This is a genomic window from Bradyrhizobium sp. CCBAU 51627, from assembly GCF_028128765.1.
In the GTDB taxonomy this organism is placed as follows: Bacteria; Pseudomonadota; Alphaproteobacteria; order Rhizobiales; family Xanthobacteraceae; genus Bradyrhizobium.
Window position 1 is genome coordinate 259683 of sequence record NZ_LBJG01000093.1, and the last position, 21092, is coordinate 280774.

Annotated in this window: 19 protein-coding genes; 12 read left to right on the top strand and 7 right to left on the bottom strand. The window is 64.7% G+C overall.

Annotated features, from left to right (window positions below):
* Positions 1-75 precede the first annotated feature (75 nt).
* The 3 genes from XH88_RS38785 to tpiA all read right to left on the bottom strand — a co-directional run bounded on the left by XH88_RS38785 (position 76) and on the right by tpiA (position 3158).
* A complete protein-coding gene (locus XH88_RS38785; RefSeq protein WP_271673416.1) occupies positions 76-1707 on the bottom strand; it encodes a CTP synthase in 1632 nt (543 codons plus the stop codon).
* Between the two features lie 166 nt (positions 1708-1873).
* The gene (gene secG / locus XH88_RS38790) at positions 1874-2263 is read right to left on the bottom strand and encodes a preprotein translocase subunit SecG (RefSeq protein WP_271673417.1); all 390 of its coding nucleotides are present in this window, start codon (positions 2261-2263) and stop codon (positions 1874-1876) included.
* A 139-nt stretch (positions 2264-2402) separates the two neighbouring features.
* Complete coding sequence (tpiA, locus tag XH88_RS38795; protein WP_271673418.1) at positions 2403-3158, bottom strand: triose-phosphate isomerase; 756 nt, start codon at positions 3156-3158, stop codon at positions 2403-2405.
* Between the two features lie 222 nt (positions 3159-3380).
* On the opposite strand from tpiA, the gene XH88_RS38800 reads away from it, so the two are divergent.
* The 5 genes from XH88_RS38800 (at position 3381) to XH88_RS38820 (ending at position 10620) form a co-directional block, all read left to right on the top strand.
* Positions 3381-5279 carry a SurA N-terminal domain-containing protein gene (locus XH88_RS38800; RefSeq protein ID WP_271673419.1) on the top strand — a complete coding sequence of 633 codons (1899 nt, stop codon included), beginning with the start codon at positions 3381-3383 and terminating at the stop codon, positions 5277-5279.
* A 14-nt stretch (positions 5280-5293) separates the two neighbouring features.
* Positions 5294-6307: an anthranilate phosphoribosyltransferase gene (gene trpD / locus XH88_RS38805; protein ID WP_271673420.1), complete on the top strand. Its 1014-nt coding sequence runs from the start codon at positions 5294-5296 to the stop codon at positions 6305-6307.
* A 7-nt stretch (positions 6308-6314) separates the two neighbouring features.
* On the top strand, positions 6315-7136 hold the full coding sequence (gene trpC, locus XH88_RS38810) for an indole-3-glycerol phosphate synthase TrpC (protein WP_271673421.1): 822 nt from the start codon (positions 6315-6317) through the stop codon (positions 7134-7136).
* Position 7137: 1 nt separating this feature from the next.
* On the top strand, positions 7138-7653 hold the full coding sequence (gene moaC, locus XH88_RS38815) for a cyclic pyranopterin monophosphate synthase MoaC (RefSeq protein ID WP_271673422.1): 516 nt from the start codon (positions 7138-7140) through the stop codon (positions 7651-7653).
* Positions 7654-7899: 246 nt separating this feature from the next.
* Positions 7900-10620, top strand: a complete 2721-nt coding sequence (locus tag XH88_RS38820) for a bifunctional diguanylate cyclase/phosphodiesterase (RefSeq protein ID WP_271673469.1) — start codon at positions 7900-7902, stop codon at positions 10618-10620.
* Positions 10621-10722: 102 nt separating this feature from the next.
* Here the strand turns inward: XH88_RS38820 and XH88_RS38825 are convergent, their stop codons facing one another.
* Positions 10723-12060, bottom strand: a complete 1338-nt coding sequence (locus XH88_RS38825) for a S41 family peptidase (protein ID WP_271673423.1) — start codon at positions 12058-12060, stop codon at positions 10723-10725.
* A 305-nt stretch (positions 12061-12365) separates the two neighbouring features.
* On the opposite strand from XH88_RS38825, the gene XH88_RS38830 reads away from it, so the two are divergent.
* The 7 genes from XH88_RS38830 (at position 12366) to XH88_RS38860 (ending at position 17902) form a co-directional block, all read left to right on the top strand.
* The gene (locus tag XH88_RS38830; RefSeq protein ID WP_271673424.1) at positions 12366-13493 is read left to right on the top strand and encodes an alpha-hydroxy acid oxidase; all 1128 of its coding nucleotides are present in this window, start codon (positions 12366-12368) and stop codon (positions 13491-13493) included.
* 15 nt (positions 13494-13508) lie between these two features.
* Positions 13509-14135: an HAD family hydrolase gene (locus tag XH88_RS38835; RefSeq protein WP_271673425.1), complete on the top strand. Its 627-nt coding sequence runs from the start codon at positions 13509-13511 to the stop codon at positions 14133-14135.
* Between the two features lie 158 nt (positions 14136-14293).
* Entirely contained in the window at positions 14294-14488 is a 195-nt protein-coding gene (locus tag XH88_RS38840) for a hypothetical protein (protein WP_271673426.1), read from the top strand.
* A gap of 230 nt (positions 14489-14718) precedes the next feature.
* Positions 14719-15930: a molybdopterin molybdotransferase MoeA gene (locus XH88_RS38845; protein ID WP_271673427.1), complete on the top strand. Its 1212-nt coding sequence runs from the start codon at positions 14719-14721 to the stop codon at positions 15928-15930.
* A 176-nt stretch (positions 15931-16106) separates the two neighbouring features.
* Positions 16107-16808: a transcriptional repressor LexA gene (gene lexA / locus XH88_RS38850; RefSeq protein ID WP_271673428.1), complete on the top strand. Its 702-nt coding sequence runs from the start codon at positions 16107-16109 to the stop codon at positions 16806-16808.
* 270 nt (positions 16809-17078) lie between these two features.
* On the top strand, positions 17079-17273 hold the full coding sequence (locus XH88_RS38855) for a hypothetical protein (RefSeq protein WP_271673429.1): 195 nt from the start codon (positions 17079-17081) through the stop codon (positions 17271-17273).
* 194 nt (positions 17274-17467) lie between these two features.
* Positions 17468-17902, top strand: coding sequence for a hypothetical protein (locus XH88_RS38860; RefSeq protein ID WP_271673430.1), 435 nt, complete (start codon positions 17468-17470; stop codon positions 17900-17902).
* An 85-nt stretch (positions 17903-17987) separates the two neighbouring features.
* Here the strand turns inward: XH88_RS38860 and XH88_RS38865 are convergent, their stop codons facing one another.
* The 3 genes from XH88_RS38865 to XH88_RS38875 form a co-directional block, all read right to left on the bottom strand.
* Positions 17988-20267 carry a ComEC/Rec2 family competence protein gene (locus XH88_RS38865; protein ID WP_271673431.1) on the bottom strand — a complete coding sequence of 760 codons (2280 nt, stop codon included), beginning with the start codon at positions 20265-20267 and terminating at the stop codon, positions 17988-17990.
* A gap of 96 nt (positions 20268-20363) precedes the next feature.
* On the bottom strand, positions 20364-20597 hold the full coding sequence (locus XH88_RS38870; protein ID WP_271673432.1) for a DUF2171 domain-containing protein: 234 nt from the start codon (positions 20595-20597) through the stop codon (positions 20364-20366).
* A 91-nt stretch (positions 20598-20688) separates the two neighbouring features.
* Positions 20689-21075: a YybH family protein gene (locus XH88_RS38875; RefSeq protein ID WP_271673433.1), complete on the bottom strand. Its 387-nt coding sequence runs from the start codon at positions 21073-21075 to the stop codon at positions 20689-20691.
* Between the last annotated feature and the right edge of the window lie 17 nt (positions 21076-21092).

A 21092-nucleotide genomic window follows, 5' to 3' on the forward strand; every position in this document is an offset into this window, starting at 1 on the left:
CACTCCCTGCATTATTGTTCTTGCGGCGGGGGGTTGCCGCAACAAATCACGCCCGCGTCAAAGGCGGCTGATCAATTAAACCAGCCGGCTCTGCACCATCGCCGCCTGGATGAACGAGGCGAACAGCGGGTGCGGCTCGAACGGCCGCGACTTCAGCTCGGGGTGGAACTGGACGCCGATGAACCAGGGGTGATCCTCGTACTCGACGATTTCAGGCAGCACCCCGTCGGGCGAGAGGCCTGAGAATTTCAGGCCGTGCTGCTCGAGCCGATCCTTGTAGGCGGTGTTGACCTCGTAGCGATGGCGGTGGCGCTCGGAAATCTCGGTCGCGCCGCCATAGACTTGCGAGACGCGGCTGCCGCGGTTCAGCGTGGCTGGATAGGCGCCAAGGCGCATCGTGCCGCCGAGGTCGCCGGCCTGCGAGCGCTTCTCGAGCTCATTGCCACGCAGCCATTCCGTCATCAGGCCGACGAGAGGCTCCTTGGTCGGGCCGAACTCGGTGGAGTTGGCCTCCTCGATGCCGACGAGGTTTCGGGCGGCCTCGATCACCGCCATCTGCATGCCGAAGCAGATGCCGAAATACGGCACGTCGCGCTCGCGCGCGAATTGCGCGGCCTTGATCTTGCCTTCCGCACCGCGCTGGCCGAAACCACCAGGCACGAGGATGCCGTTGACGTGCTCGAGGAATGGCGCCGGATCTTCTTTCTCGAAGATCTCGCTCTCGATCCAGTCGAGATTGACCTTCACCTTGTTGGCGATGCCGCCATGTGAGAGCGCCTCGATCAGCGACTTGTACGCATCCTTCATGCCGGTGTACTTGCCGACGATGGCGATGGTGACGTTGCCTTCGGGGTTGCGGACGCGCTCGTTGATCTGCTGCCAGCTCTGCAGCGCCGGCGGAATCCGAGAGCCGATGCCGAAGGCGGCAAGCACTTCATCGTCGAGCCCGGCATTGTGATAGGCTTCGGGCACCGCGTAGATGTTGTCGACGTCGCGCGCCTCGATCACGGCGCTTTCGCGCACGTTGCAGAACAGCCCCAGCTTGCGCCGCTCCTCCTTCGGGATCTCGCGATCGGTACGACAGAGCAGGATGTCGGGCTGAATGCCGATCGAGCGCAGCTCCTTCACCGAATGCTGCGTCGGCTTGGTCTTGAGCTCGCCGGCGCTCGGAATGTAGGGCAGCAGCGTGAGATGGATGTAGACCGCGTGATCGCGCGGCAGCTCGTTCTTGAGCTGGCGGATCGCCTCGAAGAACGGCAGGCCTTCGATGTCACCGACGGTGCCGCCGATCTCGACCAGCACGAAGTCGAAATCGTCGTTGCCGGAAAGAACGAATTCCTTGATCGCGTTGGTGACGTGCGGCACCACCTGGATGGTCGCGCCGAGGTAATCGCCGCGGCGCTCCTTCGAGATGATGTCCTGGTAGATGCGCCCGGTCGTGATGTTGTCCTGCTTCGTCGCAGGGCGCCCGGTGAAGCGCTCATAGTGGCCGAGATCGAGATCAGTCTCCGCGCCGTCATCGGTCACGAAAACCTCGCCGTGCTGATACGGCGACATCGTTCCGGGATCGAGGTTGAGATAGGGATCGAGCTTGCGGAGGCGGACCTTGTAGCCCCGGGCCTGCAGCAGGGCACCGAGTGCCGCTGAAGCCAGACCCTTGCCGAGCGAAGAAACCACGCCGCCGGTGATGAATATGTACCGCGCCATGGGACTTAACCTCTAATCCCTCGAACCCGATTCGCCAAAGCGATTCGTGTTCCGCCCCAAAGAATCTGCGGGCCTGTGGGTGAGCCAAAACAAAGAGTGGTGACAGTGCCTTGATGGGGATTGTTGATGCAAGACGGTAGCCACCGCCCTGCATGGCCCCCCTGCTTTATTGCGAGCGAGGCACCTGCGGGCCGCTCGGCGCTGCCGGAGCCTGCTGCTGCTGTTCGTCCGCCTTCTTCAGCGTGTCCAGGATACCGCCTGAAGTCGGCGGCGCAATCGGGCCGCCGCCGGCCGGCTGGGTCTGCGACGCCGGCTGGATGATCGAGGACGGCGCGCGGTTGTAACCGGCGTACCAGGACAGGAACAGGCTGGTCAGGAAGAAGCCTGCTGCGAGGACTGCGGTGGTCCGCGACAGAAGATTCGCAGTGCCACGGCTCGACATGAAGCCGGCGCCTCCGCCCATGCCGAGGCCGCCGCCTTCCGACTTCTGGAGCAGGACGGCACCGATCATGACAGCAACGATCATGAGGTGGATGACGATCACAACGGTCTGCATGGTATCCTTCCGTCACAAGCGGGCGGCGCCTGACGGCGGCCGATCGCGCTTCGCGGGTTTTCCTGAAGTTGCGCGGTGTTACACGATCGGAAGGGGCATTGCCACCCCCGATCGGCCACGGTCCGCGCTTTAGCCTTAGCTAGGGGCAGCCTTTGGCAATGGCAAGGAAATCGGCCGCCTTCAGGCTAGCGCCGCCGACCAGCGCGCCGTTGACGTTCTTCACCGCCATCAGCTCGGCGGCATTCGACGGCTTGACCGAGCCACCGTAAAGGATCCGCATCCGCCCCCCCTCCGCCTTGAACCTGGTGGTCAGAAGTTCCCGGATAAAGCCATGAATCTGTTCGACATCCTTGGCCGTGGGCGTGAGCCCGGTGCCGATCGCCCAGACCGGCTCATAGGCCACGACCAGATTGGCGGCCGTCGAGCTGTCCGGAAGCGAGCCGTCGAGCTGGCCGCGGACAATGTCCAGGGTCCGGCCGGCATCGCGCTGGGCCTGGGTCTCGCCGATGCAGACGATCGCGACCGCCCCCGCCCGCCAGGCCGCCTCCGCCTTCTGCCGGACCAAGGCATCGCCCTCGCCGTGGTCGGCCCGGCGCTCGGAATGACCGACGATGATGGCGGTCGCACCCGCGTCCACCACCATTTCGGCCGCGATATCGCCGGTATGGGCGCCGGAGGCCTTGGGATGGCAATCCTGGGCCCCGACGGCGACCTTCTTGCCGCGCGCCTTCTCGGCAAAAGCCGCGATCAGGGTCGCCGGCGGGCAGACCAGCAGATCGGCCTTGCCTGATACCTCTGACGCGCCGTTGAGCATGGCGTCGAATTCGGCGGCGGCGGCCTTCAGGCCGTTCATTTTCCAGTTGCCGGCGATCAAGGGGCGGATGGCATCGGTCATGTCAAGGTCCAGCAAATTGAGGTTTGTTCATGCGCTAGCAGAGCTGTCGCGGCAGTTCCAGAGACCCGAAGCCCTTTAACCGCAGCTTCGAGGAGCGGTCTGAGGCGAGGTTGCGGGGGGAAAGCCGCCACTTTATGATGGCATATCAATTTGGTGACGCGCTTTTGCGGAATCTGCATTAAGACGCGCTCCCGTCCCCTCCTGCCAAACAAGTTGGACCAAATGCTTCGAGGAATGCGCAAGGCCTCATCAAACTGGGTCGGCAAGACCATCATGGCCGTCGTGATGGGCGTGCTGATCATCAGCTTCGGCATTTGGGGCATCGCCGACATTTTCCGGGGCTTCGGGCAATCCACGCTGGCCAAGGTCGGCCACATCGAGATCTCGCTGAACGAGTTCCGCCAGATCTATACCGATCGGCTCCAACAAATCGGCCGTCAGTTCGGCCGCCCGCTCACGCCCGATCAGGCGCGCGCCTTCGGGCTTGACCGCCAGGTGCTGCAGCAGACCCTTGCGGAAGCCGCCTTGGACGAAAACGCGCGCCAGCTTGGGCTCGGTCAGTCCGACGACCAGATCCGCCAGCTCATCATGAACGATCCGAACTTTAGGGGCGTCGACGGCAAATTCGATGCGAACCGCTTCCAGGCCGTGATCCGTAATTTCGGCTATACCGAGCAGCGTTACGTCGCCGAGCAGCGCAAGGTCTCGCTGCGCCGACAGATCACCGGCACGATCGGTGCGGGGCTCGAGCCGCCGAAAACCATGCTCGACGTGGCCACACGTTTCCAGAACGAGCAGCGCTCGATCGAGTTCGTCAGGCTCGATGCCGCGCAGGCGGGTCAGATCGATGCGCCCTCGCCTGAGGCGCTTGCCGCCTATTTCGAGGACCACAAGGTCCAGTTCCGGGCCCCCGAATACCGCAAGATCGTGTTCGCCGTGATCTCGCCGGAGGACATCGCCAAGTGGACTGACGTTTCCGACGAGGAGGCGAAAAAGCTGTTCGACCAGCGCAAGGACCAACTCGGCACGCCGGAGAAGCGCCAGATCCAGCAGATCGTGTTCCCTAACGTCGCCGAGGCGCAGGCCGCGCGCGAGCGCCTGGTCGGTGGGCTCTCCTTCGAGGATCTCGGCAAGGAACGGGGACTGGGCCCCTCGGACGTCAATCTTGGCCTCGTGACGAAATCCTCGCTCGAACCCGCGGTCGGCAATGCCGCCTTCACGCTACAGGCTGGCGAGATCAGTCAGCCGATCCAGGGCACGATTGGAGTTTCGATCATCAAGGTCGACAAGATCGAGCCGGGGGTCGAGGCGAACTACACAACCTTGGCCCCAGCCATCAAGCGCGAGATCGCCGCCGCCCGCGCGCGCACCAAGGTCGGCGAGCTCCGCGACAAGATGGAGGACGAACGCGGTGCCGGCACCAGCGTCGCCGATGCCGCACAGAAACTCGGGATCACTGCCGTGACGATCGATGCCGTCGACCGCTCCGGGCGGGCGCCGAATGGGCAGCCCGTCGATAACATTCCGCAGGGCCTCGACGTGGTCTCGCAGGCCTTCAACAGCGACGTCGGCGTCGACAACGACCCGATCTCTTACAAGGGCGGCTATGTCTGGTACGACGTGCTCGCCATCACGCCGTCGCGCGACCGCAATCTCGACGAGGTCCGCGACCAGGTCGAGGCGCGCTGGCGTCAGGACCAGATTGCCGCCAAGCTCAAAACCAAGGCGACCGAGATGATGCAGAAGCTCGAAGCGGGCGGCAAGCTCGCCGACGAAGCCGCTGCGATCAACGCCAAGGTCGAGACCGCCAGCGGCTTCAAGCGCGACGACACGCCCGCCGGCGTGCCCGCGAACATCGTGGCGGCTGCCTTCCGCAGCGCCAAGGACGGTGTCGGACAGGCGCCCGTGACCGGTGGCACTGAAGTGATCGTCTACCGCGTCACCGACATCGTCGATCCCGCCGTCGATACCGCTTCCGACGCCGTCAAGAAGCTGAAGGAGAGCATCGACCGGTCGTTGACGGACGAGCAGGTCGCCTCCTACGTCAACAAGCTTGAAACCGAGATCGGGACCACCATTAATCAGGCCGCCTTCGCGCAAGTGACCGGCGCGAACCAGTGAGTTGAAAGCACGCGATGGACGACCTGAAATCGATCATTGGAAAAGTCGCGACCGGCGCCAGCCTGTCGCGTGAGGAAGCCGCCTCCGCCTTCGACGCTGTGATGTCCGGCGAGGCCACGCCCTCGCAGATGGGCGGCCTCCTGATGGCGCTCCGCGTACGCGGCGAAACGGTGGAAGAAATCACCGGCGCGGTGACGGCGATGCGCTCGAAGATGCTCACCGTCGACGCACCCGCCGATGCCGTCGACATCGTCGGCACTGGCGGCGACGGCTCCGGCTCGGTCAACGTCTCGACCTGCGCCTCCTTCATCGTCTCGGGCGCCGGCCTGCCGGTCGCCAAGCACGGCAACCGCGCGCTGTCATCGCGCTCGGGCGCCGCCGACGTGCTGGCCTCGCTCGGCGTGAAGATCGACCTCAGGCCTGACCAGGTCGGGCGCTGCGTCCGCGAATGCGGCATCGGCTTCATGTTCGCGCCAGCCCATCACCCCGCGATGAAGAACGTCGGCCCGACCCGCGTCGAGCTCGCCACCCGCACGATCTTCAATCTGCTCGGCCCCCTGTCCAACCCGGCCGGCGTCAAGCGGCAGATGGTCGGCGTGTTCTCACGGCAATGGGTGCAGCCGCTGGCGCAGGTGCTGAAGAATCTGGGCTCCGAATCCGCCTGGGTGGTGCACGGGTCCGACGGCCTCGACGAGATCACCCTCACCGGCCCGACCTTCGTCTCCGCACTCCACAATGGCGAGATCAGGAATTTCGAGGTGACGCCCGAGGATGCCGGCCTGTCGCGCTGCGAGCCCGGCGCCCTCAAGGGCGGCGACGCCGATGCCAATGCGATCGCGCTGCAAAGCGTGCTCGACGGCAAGCCAGGCCCCTATCGCGACGTCGCGCTGCTTAACGCCGCTGCCGCGTTCATCGTCGCCGGCCGCGCCAAAGACCTCAAAGAGGGCGTCGCAATCGGCGCGAAATCGCTCGACAGCGGCGCGGCGAACGCACGGCTGAAGCATCTGATCGCGGTCTCGAACAGCTGAGCCTGTCATGTCGGACATCCTGACCAAGATCGAAGCCTACAAGCGCGAGGAGATCGCAGCCGCCAAGCGCGCACAGCCGCTCTCGGCCGTCGAGGCGAAGGCAAAGGCGCAAGGCGTGCCGCGCGGCTTCGTGCGCGCGATCAGGGCCAAGCATGCCAACGGCGACTACGCCCTGATTGCCGAGGTGAAGAAAGCCTCTCCCTCCAAGGGACTGATCCGCGCCGATTTCGATCCGCCGCTGCTCGCCAAGGCCTATGAGGCTGGCGGAGCGGCCTGCCTGTCTGTGCTGACTGATGCGCCCTCCTTCCAGGGCCATCTCGACTTCATGGTGGCGGCGCGCGCGGCAGCCTCGCTGCCTGTGCTGCGCAAGGATTTTCTGTTCGATACCTATCAGGTCGTCGAAGCGCGCGCCCATGGCGCCGATTGCATTCTCATCATCATGGCCGCGCTCGATGACGCCACGGCCAAGGACCTCGAGGACGCGGCACTTGCCTATGGCATGGACGTGCTGATCGAGATCCACGATCGCGCCGAGCTTGATCGCGCGCTGAAGCTGCGCTCGCCGATGATCGGGGTCAACAACCGCAACCTGCGCACCTTCGAGACCGCGCTGGCGACCAGCGAGGTGCTGGCCCCGTTGATTCCGCAGGAGCGGCTGATGGTCGGCGAGAGCGGAATCTTCACGCCCAGCGACCTCGCAAGGCTCGAGCGCGTCGGCATGTCGACCTTTCTGGTCGGCGAAAGCCTGATGCGGCAGGCCGACGTGACCGCCGCGACACGCACGCTGCTCGCGCGGGAGGGCAAGGTCCGCGCCACGGGCACGCGCTGATATGGCGCGCAAGCCCGCAAAGGCCCAGCCTTCGAGCAAGGCCAGCCCTGCCCTCACCCATATCGGCGCCTCCGGCGAGGCGCGAATGGTCGACGTCTCGGACAAGGCCGCAACCGAGCGGCTCGCCGTCGCCGAAGGCCGCGTCATCATGGAGAAGGCGACGCTCGACCTGATCGTGTCGGGCAACGCCAAGAAGGGCGACGTGCTTGGCACCGCGCGCATCGCCGGAATCATGGCAGCCAAACGCACCTCGGAGCTGATCCCGCTCTGTCATCCGCTGGCACTCTCGAAAGTCACGGTCGACATCGAGCCCGATACGAAGCTGCCGGGTTGCATCGTCCGCGCCAGCGTCAAGGTGACCGGACCCACCGGCGTCGAGATGGAGGCGCTGACGGCGGTCTCGGTCGCCTGCCTCACCATTTACGACATGATCAAGGCGGTGGAGCGCGGCGTGCGCATCGAGGGCATCCACCTCATCGAAAAGCTGGGCGGCAAGTCTGGCCACTACCGGGCATGATCTCGCCGTGACGTCAGCGCCGCGCTGATCGATTCGAACTTGGTGTTGGGTCTGCCGCCCGGGCCGTTCACGACGGCGATGATTGACGTCGCCCGCCTATTGCCATGCACGTCGATTGCATTTGCGCGTTGCGGTTCATGTCGCATTAACCGTGCTTCCTAACGCCGCCTCCATATCGATCCCGTAAACCGACGGATGTGACGGAGATCGCGAATTGACCCTGGCGTGTGCACGGCAACCATCGAGATGATGACGAGATACGGCAGTCGCCTGCTTGACCACGCCTTCGTGCGCAGCGGACCGATCCGCTGGCTCGTGGTGGGCGGCACACTCCTGATCGCGGCCATCGCCGTCGGCGCGGTGCTGATGGCGCAGAATTTTCGTGAGCGCGCGCTGCGCAACTCCGCCCGCGAGTTGGAAAACACCGTTCTGCTGCTCGCCCATCATTTCGATCAGCAATTGCAGGATTTCGCCGTTATCCAGAGGGATTTCGTCGATCACGTGCAGACAATCGGCGTCACCGATGCCAAGGATTATCGCAAACGCCTCTCCGGCGAAGACACTCACCGGATGCTGCGCTCGAAGATCGAGGCGCTGCCCTATATCGGCGGCGTCAACGTCATCGACGACGAAGGCAACGTGATCAATTCGTCGACGGCATGGCCGTCTCCGAAAGTGAACGTTGCCGATCGCGCCTATTTTCGTACGTTCAAATACGACCCTCACGCGCCCGAGGTCCTGATTGAGCCGCTTCATAGCCGGATCTCCGGCCAATGGACGATCCTGATCGTGCGCAAGATCGTCGGTCCGAACGGCGAATTCATCGGCGTCGTCGGACGTGGCATCGAGCCCGCCGGGTTCGAGAAATTCTTCGCCTCGGTGGTGCTCGGCGAAGGCGGGACGATCTCGATGCTGCACCGGGACGGCACGCTGCTCGCCCGTTATCCCCATTCCAGTGAATTGATGGGACGGAACTTCAAGACCGGCTCGTTCGACCAACAGAAGGTTTTCGGCCTCGACCACTTTGCCGGCCGCTTTGTCAGTCCCGTCGACGGCGAAGACCGGCTGATCTCAGCGCGTGCCCTGCCCCACTTCCCGATCCTGATGATGGCCACGACCACGCGCGCGGCGGCCCTGGCGGACTGGCGCGAGCAGATCGGCATCCTGATCTCTGTCGCCGGCGCCTCCGCACTCGCCATCGCCGGCGTTCTGATTGCGATCGTGCGCAAGCTCCTCGAGCAGCACCGCATGTCACGGGAGCGGCTGACGCTGGAGAAGCAGCGCCTCGACCGCGCCGTCAACAACATGACCCAGGGCCTGCTGCTGTTCGACGCCTCGCAGCGGCTCGTGGTGTGCAACCAGCGCTATATCGAGATGTACGGGCTGTCGCCCGAGGTCGTGAAGCCGGGCTGCAGCTTCCGCGACATCATCGCGCACCGAAAGGAAACCGGCTCGTTCACGGGCGAGGTCGACAAGTATGTCACCCTCGTGCTGCGTGACATTCACGTCCGCAACTCGATGGTCATCGACACCGCCGACGGCCGCTCGATCCAAATCGTCAACGAGCCGCTCGCCGATGGTGGCTGGGTGGCGACCCATGAGGATATCACCGAGCGCCGCCGCATCGAGGAGCGTATCACCCACCTCGCCCATTTCGACTCCCTGACGGACCTGCCGAATCGCACCATGTTCCACGAACATCTGCGCGGGGAGCTCGCAGCCATCGCCGACGGCGAAGAGCTCGCGGTGCACTACATCGACATCGATGAATTCAAGGGCGTCAACGACGCGCTGGGCCATCTCGTCGGCGACGAGCTGTTGAAATCCGTGGCGGAGAGCCTTCGCAAGTGCGCAGGCCCTACCGACTTCGTGGCGCGGCTCGGTGGCGACGAATTCGCGATCGTGCAGAGCGCCGTGCCCTCACAGGACCAGGTCAGCGAGCTCGTCGCACGCGTCTTCGCGGCGATCCGCGCACCGTTCGACTGCATGGGCCATCACCTCACCACCGATGCCAGCATCGGCATCGCGCTGGCGCCGGGACACGGCACCGCGCTGGACCAAATCCTGAAGAATGCGGACATGGCGATGTACGCGGCCAAATCCGCCGGCCGTCGCACCTATCGCTTCTTCGAACCGGAGATGGACGCCAAGGTGCGCGAGCGGCGCCAGCTGGAAATCGATCTTCGCCACGCCATCGCTTCTGGCGGGCTCGAAGTCTTTTACCAGCCTTGCTTGAGCCTCAAGGACGACCGCATCACCGGTTGCGAGGCGCTGGTGCGCTGGCGCCATCCCGAGCGCGGCATGGTTTCGCCCGCCGAGTTCATCCCGATCGCGGAGGATACCGGGCTGATCAACGAGATCGGCGAATGGGTGCTGACGACCGCCTGCCGCGACGCGGCCGGCTGGCCCGACGACATCCGCCTCGCCGTCAACGTCTCGCCGGTGCAGTTCAAGAGCGGCACGCTGGCGCTGAAGATCATGGCGGCGCTGGCCGCGTCCAACCTGCCGGCGAGCCGGCTTGAGCTCGAGATCACCGAGGCCGTGCTGATCCGCGACGACGACGCCGCCCTTGCGATCCTGCACCAGCTCCGCGCCATCGGCGTCCGCATCGCACTCGACGATTTCGGCACCGGCTACTCCTCGCTGAGCTACCTGCACCGCTTCCCGTTCGACAAGATCAAGATCGACCGCTGCTTCGTCGGCGACATCGCCGGCCCCGACGGCTCCGCCAGCATCGTGCAGGCCGTGGTGAGTCTCGCCAGCGCCCGCCGCATGGCGACCACGGCCGAAGGGGTCGAGACCGAGGAGCAGCAGCGACTGTTGCGCACGCTCGGCTGCACCGAAATGCAGGGCTATCTGTTCAGCGCCGCAAAGCCGGCCGACAAGGTGCTGGAGCTGTTCGCGCTGCATCGCAGCCGCCTCGCCCAGCGTGGTGGCAGCGAAGGCCGGCGCCGCGAGGCGGGTTAGGATGTCGCAGGAGATGGCACCTTTGGTGCTGCTCTCCTGAAACGAATTCGCCCGGGAGTGGTCATCCACTCCCGGGCGATCGATGCAGCGAGGCGGCAATCTCTAGTTCGGCACCGTCGTCTTCGGCGCCGGCTTCACGGCCGCCGCATTGACGGTGACGCCGTGCAGGAAGTCGTAGGCCGCGTGCAGGGCCTTGTCGTCCTTCTCTTCCGGCGGAACGTAAGATTGCGATCCGGTTTGCTCCTTGCCGTCGGCGGCCTGCAGATGACCGCGCATCTGCGACTCCGCCATGGTGTCGACGCGGCCCTTCAGCTCGGCCGGGACGTCCTGGAGGATCTCGATATCGGGCGCGATGCCCTGGGCCTGGATCGAACGGCCCGACGGCGTGTAGTAGCGCGCGGTGGTCAGTGCCAGCGCGCCGTTGCCGGCGCCGAGCGGAATGATGGTCTGCACCGAGCCCTTGCCGAAGGTGCGCGTGCCGATCAGGGTCGCGCGCTTGTGGTCATGCAGGGCGCCGGACACGATTTCCGAGGCCGAGGCCGAGCCGCCATTGATCAGGACAACCAGCGGCTTGCCCTTGATGAGATCGCCGCCATGCGCGGTAAAGCGCTGAGTCTCTTCCGGATTGCGGCCGCGGGTCGAGACGACCTCGCCGCGCTGCAGGAACGCGCTCGACACCGACACGGCCTGGTCGAGCAGGCCGCCCGGATTGTTGCGAAGGTCCACCACGTAGCCGACGAGCTTCTCCTGCGGGACGTCCTTGGAGATCGAGGCAATCGCCTTCTTCAGGCCGTCGGTGGTCTGCTCGTTGAAGGAGGTGATGCGGATGTAGCCGATGTCGCCGTTCTCGACGTGGAAACGCACCGGGCGGACATGGATGATCTCGCGCTTGATCGCGACATCGAGCGGGGCGTCGGCGCCCTTGCGCACGATGGTGAGCTTGGTCTGGGTATCGACCGGCCCCTTCATCTTGTTGACGGCTTGCTCGAGGGTCATGCCCTGCACCGCATCGCCGTCGATCTTGCTGATGAGGTCGCCGGACATGATGCCGGCCTTCGACGCCGGAGTGTCGTCGATCGGCGAGACGACCTTGACGAGGCCGTCTTCCATCGTGACCTCAATGCCAAGACCGCCGAACTCACCGGAGGTGGTCTCCTGCATCTCGGTCCAGGCCTTGGCGTTCATGTAGCGCGAATGCGGGTCGAGCGAGGTCACCATGCCCGTGATCGCGCCTTCGATCAGCTTGGAATTATCGGGCTTCTCGACATAGCTCGCCTTCACCCGCTCGAAAACCTCGCCGAACAGGTTGAGCTGGGAATAGGCACCGTCCGTACCGGCCGCCGCCCGTGCCGCCCATAGTCCGCCCTGCGGACCGGATACGAGAAGGGTCAGGCATGCTCCGGCGAGCGCGCCTAGGGGGAACAGCAGGGTTTTCCGCATGGAATGGGTGGCCTTTTCGCTTAGCGGGTTCTTTTGAGGCTTGGCAGCCGCCATGCAAATGGCGATCCAGCCCGGTTCTCACAATATCATTCTGGTTTCTTCAAGGCCGGCCGCCACGCGGGCGCGTGTCCGGTCGAAATCCCTTCGCCCTGAACCTGAACATTTGACAACGTCCGGAACACCGGCCCCGGGGAGCAGGATCGGTCCGCCGAGCCACGTCTCGCAGCTATGCGATTTTAGGATGGTTTTGGAGGGCCGAACCGGATAGGCGATGGAATAAGGCTTCAAATTCTCGGGAGGACAACATGAACGAAGCACTCCGGCCGGAACGGAACATCGAGCTCGGCGCCAGCAACGAGCCGTTCCAGAACTTGCACGAATTCCTCCGGAAGGCGCGTTCCAACCTCAACCAGAATGCCTGGGACTACATCGTCGGCGCGGCCGAGACCGAGACCACGATGCGCCGCAACCGCATGGCGCTGGACGAGATCGCTTTCCGCCCGCGTGTGCTGCGTGACGTGCGCAGGGTCGACGGCTCGGTCGAGGAGTTCGGCCGCAAGATGCGCCTGCCCGTGGTGCTGGCGCCCGTCGGCGCACTGGAAATCTTCGACCCGCATGGTGCGGCGAGCGTCGCACGCGCCGCCGGCGCTTTCGGGGCGTCGCACATGCTAAGCTCGGTCTCCGAGCCCGGCCTGGAAAAGACCGCCGAAGCCGCCCCCGATGCGCTGCGCATGTATCAGCTCTATGTCCGCGGCGATGATGCATTCGTTGCCGACGTCGTCAGCCGCGCCGAGAAGGCCAACTATGCTGCCTTCTGCCTGACCGTCGACACCGCCCATTACAGCCGTCGTGAGCGCGACATTGCCAAGCGCTACGTTCGCGAGAGTCGCCTGCGCGCTACCGGTGGCGATTATCAGAAAGGTCTGGAATGGCGGACCGTGAAGATGATCAAGGACAGGTTCAAGATCCCGCTGATCCTCAAGGGGATCGCCACTGCCGAGGACGCGCAGCTCGCGATCGACCACGGCGTCGAGTGGATCTATGTTTCCAACCACGGCGGACGCCAGCTTGATCACGGCCGCGGCGCCATGCATGTGCTGCCCGAGATCGTGGACGCCGTGAAGGGCCGCGCCAAGATCATGGTCGATGGCGGCATCTGCCGCGGCACCGACATCGTCAAGGCGATTGCGGCGGGCGCCGACCTTGTCGGCATTGGCCGGCTGCAGTGCTGGGCGCTGGCCGCCGCCGGCGAAACCGGCGTAACGCGGATGCTGGAACTGCTGGAGGACGAGGTGCTGCGCTGCCTCGGCCTGTTGGGCGCCACCACCTTCGCCGAGGTCAACAAATCCTGCCTGCACCCGGCCGCTGCAACCAACGCACCGAGCGTGTTCAGCGCGTTCCCGCTGTTCGACCACGAACCCTATCGGTACTGACGAGAGAAGGACGCAATGACCTCGCTTTCTCCCGGTAGCGCGGATGCGCTTCTGTTCGATCTCGGGCGCGTGGTGCTCGACATCGATTTTTCCAAGGCAATCGCCTGCTGGGCGGGACATGCCGGGTGCGAGCCCGAAGCCATTGTCGCGCGTTATGCACGCGACAGCGAGGCCTACCGGCTGCATGAGGTCGGCAAGCTCAGCGACGAGGACTATTTCGCCTCGCTGCGCGCATCCCTCGGCATCAGCATTTCGGATGCGCAATTCCTCGAGGGGTGGAATGCGATCTTCGCCGGCGAGATGCCCGACATCGCGGAGCTGCTGCCGCGCGCCGCGAAACGGATGCCGCTCTATGCGTTCTCCAACACCAACCGCCCGCATGTGGACTATTTCTCGAAGGAATATGCCGATCTGCTCGGCCATTTCCGCGAGCTGTATCTGTCCTCCAGCATCGGCCTGCGAAAGCCCGATGCAGAGGCCTTCGACCATGTCGTCGCCGCAATCGGCGTGCCGGCAAAGCGGATCGTGTTCTTCGATGACCTCGCCGAGAACATCGAAGGCGCCCGCTCCCGCGGCCTGACCGTGGTCCACGTGACCTCGTCGCAGGATGTCGCCAACGCGTTCATCGCGCTGGGGATTTGATCCCACGATTGCTCCTCCAGCCGGCAGCCTTCGGCGAGCTATTTGGCTGAAGATATGGAACCAACTCACTTTGTGCATTTTTGTACAGAGTTCCGGGGAACGAACGCCCGCGTCCGGACTCATCACTCGGTTGGGCATTCTACATCGGACTTATGGACGTGTTGGGCAAAACCTACCTCACCAAGCAGGCCTCCCTGCTGATGAAATTCGCCAGAACCACCTCGGATTCTGAGCTTTCCGCAAAGCTGATCAGCAAGGCTGCCGATTTGAAGGCGCAGGCCGATCCGATGCCCGACAAGGATCAGGGCCCTCAACCGCCCGACGTCAGTCCGGACGGGCTGCCTGGAACCTGACAGATGCTGGCCAGGGCGCTCATCCTTCTCGTGCCTGCGATGACCATTCTCGCGCCGGTCTGTGTGGCCTTCCGGATCATGCCGCGGCGGACGTGATGGATCGCCTTCGTCGCCGCACGGATGACGCAGGATAAATCATACTGAGCGCCCCCGTTTTGCCTCTGCTCTTGCACTCGGCTAGAACTCTCGCCGCCGATTTGCCCAAGCGGGCGTAGCAGGAGTTTTCACCCGTGGCCCTCATGCCGGTTTCCGATGCGCTTGCCGCGGTGCTTGCCGGTGCGGAGCCTCTGCCGGAGGAGATGATCGCCCTTGATGAGGCCTTCCATCGCGTGCTTGCGCGCGATGTCGCGGCGCGGCGGACGCAACCGCCGCAGGCCATGTCGGCAATGGATGGCTATGCCGTCCGCGCGGCAGACGCAGCAAGGGTCGACGCGCAGCTCACGGTCATCGGAGAGGTCGCGGCCGGCCGGCCCTTTGCAGGTACCGTCGGCGCGGGCGAAACGGTACGAATCTTCACCGGTGGCGTCGTTCCCGATGGCGCGGACGCCGTGGTGATCCAGGAAGACACGGTCACAGACGGCAAGTGCGTCAGGATCAAAGAGGCTGCGATTCGCGGCCGGCACATCCGTCCCGCAGGCATCGATTTTCGCGAAGGCGACGTGCTGCTCCCTCAAGGGACCAGACTGACCGATCGGGGCCTCGCGCTCGCAGCCGGCATGAACCACCCGCGTCTACCGGTTCGCCGCCGTCCGAAGGTCGCGATTCTCGCAACCGGCGACGAACTGGTGATGCCGGGCTCCACGCCCGGACATGGCCAGATCGTCTACTCCAACGGCTATGCCCTGCACGCGCTCGCCCGCAGCGAGGGGGCCGACACCGTCGATCTCGGCGTCGCCGCCGACACGCTCGATGCCACCACCGCAGGCATCCGCCGGGCGCGCGAATCCGGCGCCGACATCCTGATCACGACCGGAGGCGCCTCGGTCGGCGACCACGATCTGGTGCAGCAGGCGCTCCGGGAGGAAGGCACCTCGATGGCGTTCTGGAAGATCGCGATGCGGCCGGGCAAGCCGATGATGAACGGTCAGCTCGGGCCCATGCGCGTGATCGGCCTGCCTGGCAATCCCGTGTCATCCTACGTGTGCGGCTTCCTGTTCATGGTGCCGCTGATTCGCGCGCTCTCGGGCCGTTCGGCGGTTCATCACCGTCGCGAACGCGCGGTGCTCGGGCGCGCTGTCGGCGCCAACGACCAGCGCGAGGATTACCTCCGCGCGCGCCTCGATATGCGTGAGGATGGCACGCTCATCGCCCTGCCCGTCAATCATCAGGACTCCTCGCTGCTTGCGAATCTCGCTGCGGCACAGGCACTTCTCGTGCGCCCACCGTTCGCGCCGAAGGCCGAAGCGGGGGCGCCTTGCGAGGTGCTGCGGCTGCCCGTCTGATCGCTTCGTTCGCATGCGTTCCGCGAACTTTGTCACGTTCACGGTAAATTAAGCAGTTGCGGAACATGTATCGAACATATAGTGTCCGTTCATGATTTGTTTCGAGCATGTAGCGGCTTATCGCTGAGTTCAGCGTCTCGGAATCGAACGGCATCGTCAGGGGGATTTTGGTCGAGATGTTAACGCGCAAACAATACGAGCTCCTGCGGTTCATCAGCGAACGGCTGAAGGAAAGCGGCGTGCCGCCCTCCTTCGACGAGATGAAGGACGCGCTCGATCTGCGCTCGAAGTCGGGCATCCATCGCCTAATCACTGCGCTCGAGGAGCGCGGCTTCATTCGCCGCCTGCCCAATCGCGCCCGCGCGATCGAAGTGATCAAGCTGCCCGAGCTCCAGGCCGCCGCCGGCAACCGCCGCGGCTTCACCCCGAGCGTGATCGAGGGCAATCTCGGCAAGGTGCGCACGAGCTTGAGCTCGCCCGCCGACGAGGGCGAGCGCCCCGTCGCGGTGCCGGTGATGGGCCGAATCGCGGCTGGTACGCCGATCGAGGCGTTGCAGACCCGCAGCCACACCATCAGCGTGCCGCCGGACATGCTCGGCGCTGGCGAGCACTACGCGCTGGAAGTACGCGGCGACTCGATGGTCGACGCCGGCATTCTCGACGGCGACATGGCGCTGATCCAACGCAACGAGAGCTGCGACACCGGCGATATCGTGGTCGCCCTGATCGACGACGAGGAAGCCACCTTGAAGCGCTTCCGCCGCCGCGGCGCCTCGATCGCCCTGGAGCCGGCGAATGCCGCCTATGAGGTTCGCATCCTCCCGCCCAACCGGGTGAAGATCCAGGGCAAGCTGATCGGGCTGTACCGGAAGTACTGAGCATCCCGGAAGAGCGCACAGCGGTTTTCCCTCGTGATAAACGCGGAACGCGTTTGCGGGGAGATCATGCTTCAATAGAAGACCAGAGCGCGAAGCGCTCCAGACGTTCACGCACGATCAACTGATGGAGCGGACGATTGTCCGCTTCGGCTGGATAGTCTTTCTGGTTTTGCATGGATTATCCGGCCACCTCTCCGACGCTAGATCACCGGCGGGCTACAACGAAGCACGCGTCGCTTCAAAGGCCCTTGAGAGACCGAGGAGAGAACCATGCGCAAGATCATCTTGAGCGCCGTCACGATCACGCTGATCGCCGCGTCAACGTCGCAGGTTCTTGCTGCCCGGCCGCATCACCATGCCCGCACGGCGCAGCAGGCGACGAGCGATCGATCCCGCAACGCCCTTAACGCCGTCCAGCAGCCGGTCTGGCAATATTCAGGCTGGTCGGCGCCGGCCGGACGCTGACGCAGAAGGTCTACCAAATGCGCCGGAGCAGGCTTTGTTCCTAGTGAATCCGGGAAAGATATTGTGATTTTGGCCTGCGGACCCAAGCCGCAGATTTGCCTACAACCAAGCAGACGCTCGAAGGCTTCACTCTGATAGAGGCCCGTGCCTCCAGGACAGAGGCGCGGGTTGCTATCCTGATAGAGGAGCACCCGATGTGTGACTATAGCCTGCATGCCGTCGCGACGCGTCCCGCAGAAGTTGGCGAGACGATCGTCACGACAACGTTCCGCGGCACCTCGACGCGCGGCTTCGCCTCCGAAGCCGACATGTCCGTTGCGGTCTGCCTGCTGCCGGGAACGGAGCTCGCCTTCGCCGATAACGTCCGCTACGACAACAGGTGGATCTGGACGCGCACCGTCAACTCTCGCGTCGGCAAGTTCGGCAAGATCGATCCGCACGTTCCCGATCGTCATCACGACGCGATCGAATTTCCCGATGGCAAATATGTCTTGGTGACCCAGCTCGTCGAAGGCCAGCGCGCAACCGTGCTGCAACTGCCCGTGACCCAGCCTCTCGGCGAGCGCGAGCAGAAGCCGCAGATCATCGCTGACAGTCGTCCGACGGCCCCGCGCCTGCCGATCGGCTGATCGTTGTATTTGGCGTGATCTCAGGGCGAACCCGTTTCGCGTTTGTCGCGCCGGAAAACCGCGACAGACCTTTACGGATCATGCCTTAGTCCTCGGCCTGAAGGTCGGCCTCCGACGGGGTTGCATCCCGCGAGCGTGGGACCACCGACCGTGGCATGAGGGTCAGTTCGAAATCTCCTTCGCCGGCTGCCGCCGGCGACCAGGGGCGGCTTGCGCCCCTCGCCTTCACCGACTGAATCGCAAAACCGTCACCACGCCGCGTCAGCGCCAGCGCGCCCTGACGTGCGAGACGCGGTCGATCGACCACCATCGCGGCGCAATCCGGCGGCGCAGGCCTTGATGTCACCACCAGCACGGCCCGATTGCAATCGTCGGCCAGCGCCTCGACGTGCAGCGCCAGCGCAATCATGCGGCCATCGGCGAGCGGCGCCACGCAACCGGATTCGTCGCACGACACCCCCTCACTGAGGGCGGCACTGCCGGGATCGCGAGGGTCGGCATCCGCGGCGAGCCACTCCCTGAGCAGGAAAGCGTCCTTGTTCGTCCTGATCACATGCAGCTGGCCGCCCCTGCCCCGCACCGCGACGTTCTTGCCGTCACCGGCAATGAGAATATCGGGTTGGCGGACCGACAAACCCCAGATCGTTGCCGCCGCAAGCACGATCGCGCCCGACCAGCGCAGCGGCGTGCGTAGCAGGCCCATCAGGACGAGCCCCATGCTCGCCGCGACAAGCGGCGCGGTGCCGAAGGCGCCGACGTGACCGATCGCCCCTGGCAATGCCGCCACCCAGCGCGTGACCACAATCATCCAGTCGATGCCAATGCCCATCAACCACCAGAACACACCGTCGAGCCCGAACGGCGCGGCGAGCAATCCCAGTAGCCCGGCCGGCATCACCAACGCCGAGACCACCGGCATCGCGCCGAGATTCGCGAGCACGCCGTAGGGCGTGACGCGGTGGAAGTGGAAGGCGGCATAAGGCGTCGTCGCGAGCCCCGCGATCATCGAGGCCATGAACAGCATCGCGATCTCGCGGCCACCCCACAATGCGATCCGTGCAGTCGTCGAATGATCGGGCGAGGCAAGCAGGTTCGGCATGCCGATCTGCACCAGCGCGACCAGCCCGAGCGTCGCCGCGAACGACATTTGAAAACTCGGATGCACCAGCGCTTCGGGCGCGATCGCGAGCACGATCAGCGCCGCTACCGCCAATGTCCGGAAGGTGATGGCACGCCGATCGACCATCACCGCGAGCAAGACCACCGCGGTCATGAAGAACGACCTCTGGGTTGCCACCTCCGCGCCAGACAGCAGCAAATAGAATGCGGACGCGACAAGCGCCGCAGCGGCGGACCATTTCTTGATCGGAAAGCTGACCGCCAGGCCCGGGATCAGCGCAAGCAGCGCGCGAACCGCGAAGAAGACGACGCCGGCGACCACGGCCATATGGTAACCGGAGATCGAGAGGACGTGGCCCAGCCCGGAGATGAACATCGCATCGTTGACGGGCGTGGTGATCGCATCGCGGCGACCGGTCAAGAGCGCAGTCGCGATCGCCCGATTGTCACCATCGAGCGTGGCGCGGATACGCGCGTCGATCGCATCGCGCAGGCCCTGCATGAAAGCGGAATAACGCAGCTGCCAGCCGCCGGCATCGGGAGGCGAGGACACGGTGATCGCGCCCATCGCAAAACCGGACGCGCCGATGCCCTGGAAGAACATGTCGCGCGAGAAATCATAGCTGCCGGGCCGCAGCGGCGCGAGCGGCGGCATCAGCCGCGCCTTCAACCGCACGAAGCTGCCGACATCGGGCGCCGTCCCCTTGCGCACGGAGAGGCGGACGCGATCGAGCTTCACGTCGCTGCGCTGCGCCTCCATCGTGGTGACGCGCAGCACGAAACGGTCAGTGCGTTCGCGGATGTCGCGGGTCTCGACGAAGCCCGACAGCGACACCGAATAGAGCGGCTTTGCGAGGACCGTGTGCCCGATGCGCGCCGTCTTCCAGGTCGCCATGGCAAAGCCGGCTGCGACTGCTGCGATCATGATGGCGGGTGCAAACAGCCGGCTTCGCCGCAACAGGATTGCACCAAGCGTCAGCGCCATTGCCGTTGTGGCGGCGACCCACAGCACCGGCTCCTGATCGGCGGCAAAGTAGAGCGCGATGCCGCAGCCGAAAGCGATAGGAACCCACGGGAACAGCCGCCCGGCGCCTGCTTCAGCCTTGGCCCATTCCTGCAGCGTCCCGACGATCGCGGGCCAGACGCCTAAGCCTGCAGGCACGAACCCGCCGGCCGATGTCGTCCGGCCCGTCGGCCAAGTCCCAGCTAGACCCTGGGAGCGCATTGGCCGGCCCGGCTCCGCCATTTCCTAGCAACCCTGCGATACGCGACGGGCGCAGAGACTACCGGAACGTGCAGGCGGTCGAATAGCGGTACAGATCGGGAACGACGGACCTCTGCCCTACTTTTCCTCTTCCATCGTCACGGCCACATCCGCCTTGGCCGACAGCCGGACCTTGTTCCCCTCGACAGCGGCGACCAGGCCCTTGTCGATGAAATGGTGGTGCCCCCTGTGACTGCCCTCGCCGCTGTCCTTCCTGGTCAGCTTGATGCGGTTGCCCTCGACGCGATCGACGGTGCCGACATGAACGCCGTCGGCGCCGATGACGTCCATATGCTCTGCGATTTTCTGCATGGATGGTTATCCTTGTTGGGGATTCACCCCAACGCAGCGGAGGCGCGTTCGTTCTCTCACGGGGATGACGATGGCGTGTGCCGCCCAAGTGTCAGACCAGCGGTTCCTTCGCGGATGCGTGGTGATTGACGATCTTCCAGTCGCCATCCTCGCGCATGAGAACCCAGCTCATCTTGACAGTGAGATCGGGACGCTCTCCGCCGAAGTCGAACGTGATGGTTGCGCCCATGTTGATGAGGTCCGGCCCCGCGTGTCCCGCTTGCACCTCGGAAAACGCAGCGCCGGGTTTGCGCCAGCGCGGCAAGCCGTTGAAGTAGTCGGCGACACCAGCCCTGCCCCGATAGAGTCGCGGATTCGAGCCGAAGAAAAACGCGTTCCTTGAATAGAGCGAGGACAGCGCAGCGGCGTCGAGCGTCGCGAAGCCGGCGCACCATTTCGCGATGATCGCGGAAGCGATGGCGTCGGCTTCACCGCTCATGATCGTTCCTCAACGTC

Bases quoted from the DNA above. Each gene is read 5' to 3' on its own strand.
- XH88_RS38825 (WP_271673423.1), bottom strand. From the start codon at position 12,060: ATGCGGAAAACCCTGCTGTTCCCCCTAGGCGCGCTCGCCGGAGCATGC.
- tpiA (WP_271673418.1), bottom strand. From the start codon at position 3,158: ATGACCGATGCCATCCGCCCCTTGATCGCCGGCAACTGGAAAATGAAC.
- trpD (WP_271673420.1), top strand. From the start codon at position 5,294: ATGGACGACCTGAAATCGATCATTGGAAAAGTCGCGACCGGCGCCAGC.
- lexA (WP_271673428.1), top strand. From the start codon at position 16,107: ATGTTAACGCGCAAACAATACGAGCTCCTGCGGTTCATCAGCGAACGG.
- XH88_RS38860 (WP_271673430.1), top strand. From the start codon at position 17,468: ATGTGTGACTATAGCCTGCATGCCGTCGCGACGCGTCCCGCAGAAGTT.
- XH88_RS38835 (WP_271673425.1), top strand. From the start codon at position 13,509: ATGACCTCGCTTTCTCCCGGTAGCGCGGATGCGCTTCTGTTCGATCTC.
- XH88_RS38800 (WP_271673419.1), top strand. From the start codon at position 3,381: ATGCTTCGAGGAATGCGCAAGGCCTCATCAAACTGGGTCGGCAAGACC.
- trpC (WP_271673421.1), top strand. From the start codon at position 6,315: ATGTCGGACATCCTGACCAAGATCGAAGCCTACAAGCGCGAGGAGATC.
- XH88_RS38870 (WP_271673432.1), bottom strand. From the start codon at position 20,597: ATGCAGAAAATCGCAGAGCATATGGACGTCATCGGCGCCGACGGCGTT.
- XH88_RS38820 (WP_271673469.1), top strand. From the start codon at position 7,900: ATGATGACGAGATACGGCAGTCGCCTGCTTGACCACGCCTTCGTGCGC.
- XH88_RS38830 (WP_271673424.1), top strand. From the start codon at position 12,366: ATGAACGAAGCACTCCGGCCGGAACGGAACATCGAGCTCGGCGCCAGC.
- XH88_RS38875 (WP_271673433.1), bottom strand. From the start codon at position 21,075: ATGAGCGGTGAAGCCGACGCCATCGCTTCCGCGATCATCGCGAAATGG.
- XH88_RS38785 (WP_271673416.1), bottom strand. From the start codon at position 1,707: ATGGCGCGGTACATATTCATCACCGGCGGCGTGGTTTCTTCGCTCGGC.
- XH88_RS38855 (WP_271673429.1), top strand. From the start codon at position 17,079: ATGCGCAAGATCATCTTGAGCGCCGTCACGATCACGCTGATCGCCGCG.
- XH88_RS38865 (WP_271673431.1), bottom strand. From the start codon at position 20,267: ATGGCGGAGCCGGGCCGGCCAATGCGCTCCCAGGGTCTAGCTGGGACT.
- secG (WP_271673417.1), bottom strand. From the start codon at position 2,263: ATGCAGACCGTTGTGATCGTCATCCACCTCATGATCGTTGCTGTCATG.
- moaC (WP_271673422.1), top strand. From the start codon at position 7,138: ATGGCGCGCAAGCCCGCAAAGGCCCAGCCTTCGAGCAAGGCCAGCCCT.